This is a genomic window from Streptococcus sp. GMD1S, assembly GCF_000296875.1.
In the GTDB taxonomy this organism is placed as follows: domain Bacteria; phylum Bacillota; class Bacilli; order Lactobacillales; family Streptococcaceae; genus Streptococcus.
This window is the reverse complement of the sequence record NZ_AJQY01000359.1, coordinates 1-1,643: the sequence shown is the minus strand read 5'-3', so window position 1 is coordinate 1,643 and position 1,643 is coordinate 1. Positions and strand designations below refer to the sequence as shown.

General features: G+C 39.4%; 4 protein-coding genes. All 4 read right to left on the bottom strand.

Annotation, left to right across the window (positions count from 1 at the left end; all coding sequences use genetic code 11):
- A partial coding sequence (locus GMD1S_RS10295; RefSeq protein WP_008282843.1) for a 50S ribosomal protein L18 occupies nt 1-165 on the bottom strand: 165 nt, incomplete at its 3' end.
- An 83-nt stretch (nt 166-248) separates the two neighbouring features.
- Complete coding sequence (rplF, locus tag GMD1S_RS10290; protein WP_000086626.1) at nt 249-785, bottom strand: 50S ribosomal protein L6; 537 nt, start codon at nt 783-785, stop codon at nt 249-251.
- Between the two features lie 62 nt (nt 786-847).
- Complete coding sequence (locus GMD1S_RS10285; protein ID WP_000648250.1) at nt 848-1,027, bottom strand: hypothetical protein; 180 nt, start codon at nt 1,025-1,027, stop codon at nt 848-850.
- Between the two features lie 166 nt (nt 1,028-1,193).
- On the bottom strand, nt 1,194-1,592 hold the full coding sequence (rpsH, locus tag GMD1S_RS10280; RefSeq protein ID WP_000245504.1) for a 30S ribosomal protein S8: 399 nt from the start codon (nt 1,590-1,592) through the stop codon (nt 1,194-1,196).
- Between the last annotated feature and the right edge of the window lie 51 nt (nt 1,593-1,643).

Sequence of the window (1,643 nt, the reverse complement as noted above, 5' to 3'; positions counted from 1 at the left end):
ACTTGCGAGCGTTACACCCGCTACGTCATCAATCACTTGAGCGTAGATGCCTGTATTAGAACGAAATACGTTCAAACGTGGGCGATCAGCAGTTCCAGAGAGTTTTCCGCGAACGCGACGGTGGCGTTTTTGGCGGAGTTTGTTTTTATCTGGTTTAGAAATCACAGTTTTCACCTCTTTAGTTTTAAATCGTGTGCTATGCACTAAGTTGGAAAATAGGTTGGTGGTTAAAAATCAACCACTCAACATTATTTACCTGTTTTACCTTCTTTACGGCGAACGAATTCACCAACGTAACGGATACCTTTACCTTTATATGGTTCTGGTGAACGAAGGCTACGTACGTAAGCAGCCGTTTGACCAACTACTTCTTTTGAAATTCCGCTAACAACGATTGTTGTTGGGTTTGGAAGTTCAAAAGTAATTCCTTCTGGAGCTTCAACTTCGTCTGGATGAGATTTACCAACAGCCAAAACAAGTTTAGATCCTTGAAGTTGTGCACGGTAACCAACCCCGCGCATTTCAAGTTCTTTCTTGAATCCTTCTGATACACCAACAACCATGTTGTTCAAAAGGGCACGAGTAGTTCCGTGGATTGTTTTCATTTCTTTTGAATCGTTTGGACGGTGAAGAGTTACTTCAGTACCTTCCACACGAATTTCAATATCTTTTGAGAACTCACGAGTAAGTTCTCCTTTAGGTCCTTTTACAGTTACAACGTTGTCATTGTTAGTGATTTCAACACCAGCAGGCAACACGATAACTTTATTACCAATACGTGACATGTTTATTTTCTCCTGTTAAATTGTCAGGCCAGAATGGCCAGTTTTCACGGGGGGCATTCGGATTAGAGCAAACCTAGTTTCTTTCGAAAAGCTTTGACAAACTCCTGATATTCTGTCAATACATCAATAGCCGCAGGACTATAACCAATTTCACATAAAAGAGATACAAGGTCATCTTTTGACAATTCAGCCAAAGCGTCTTCTGCAACAATAAGTTTTTCATTCAATTCAGTAGCTTTCATCTTTTTCTCCTAAACTAATTTACTCTCTATTTAGCTGATCAGTAAATCAGCTAAATTGAACACGAGCTATGGTCTGTGTGAAAAAGACAAATCTTCCTAGAGTGTTAACACTTTTTGTCAGATTTCCTATTATCACATTGCCCATGACGCTCTTTGTATCTAGATTTTACCAAACGTAAGCGATAACTTCTCCACCAACGTTCTTTTGGCGAGCTTCTTTATCAGTAAGCAAACCTTCAGAAGTTGAAAGGATAGCAATTCCAAGTCCGTTAAGAACTTTTGGAAGATCTTCACGTTTTTTGTAGACACGAAGTCCTGGTTTAGAAACACGTTTCAAGTTAGTGATAACTTTTTCACCGTTTGGTCCGTATTTAAGGAATACACGGATGATGCCTTGTTTGTCATCTTCGATGATTTCTACGTTCTTAACAAAACCTTCGCGTTTAAGGATTTCAGCAATCCCTTTTTTGATGTTTGATGCAGGTACTTCAAGTACTTCGTGTTTCGCTTGGTTAGCGTTACGAATACGAGTTAGGAAGTCTGCGATTGGGTCAGTCATAACCATTTTGTTTTTCTCCTCTTACTAGTAGTTTGCAAGTTGCACTTGCTAGTTAAT

Coding starts and splice junctions, on each gene's coding strand:
- rplF (WP_000086626.1), bottom strand. CDS start 785: ATGTCACGTATTGGTAATAAAGTTATCGTGTTGCCTGCTGGTGTTGAA.
- GMD1S_RS10285 (WP_000648250.1), bottom strand. CDS start 1,027: ATGAAAGCTACTGAATTGAATGAAAAACTTATTGTTGCAGAAGACGCT.
- rpsH (WP_000245504.1), bottom strand. CDS start 1,592: ATGGTTATGACTGACCCAATCGCAGACTTCCTAACTCGTATTCGTAAC.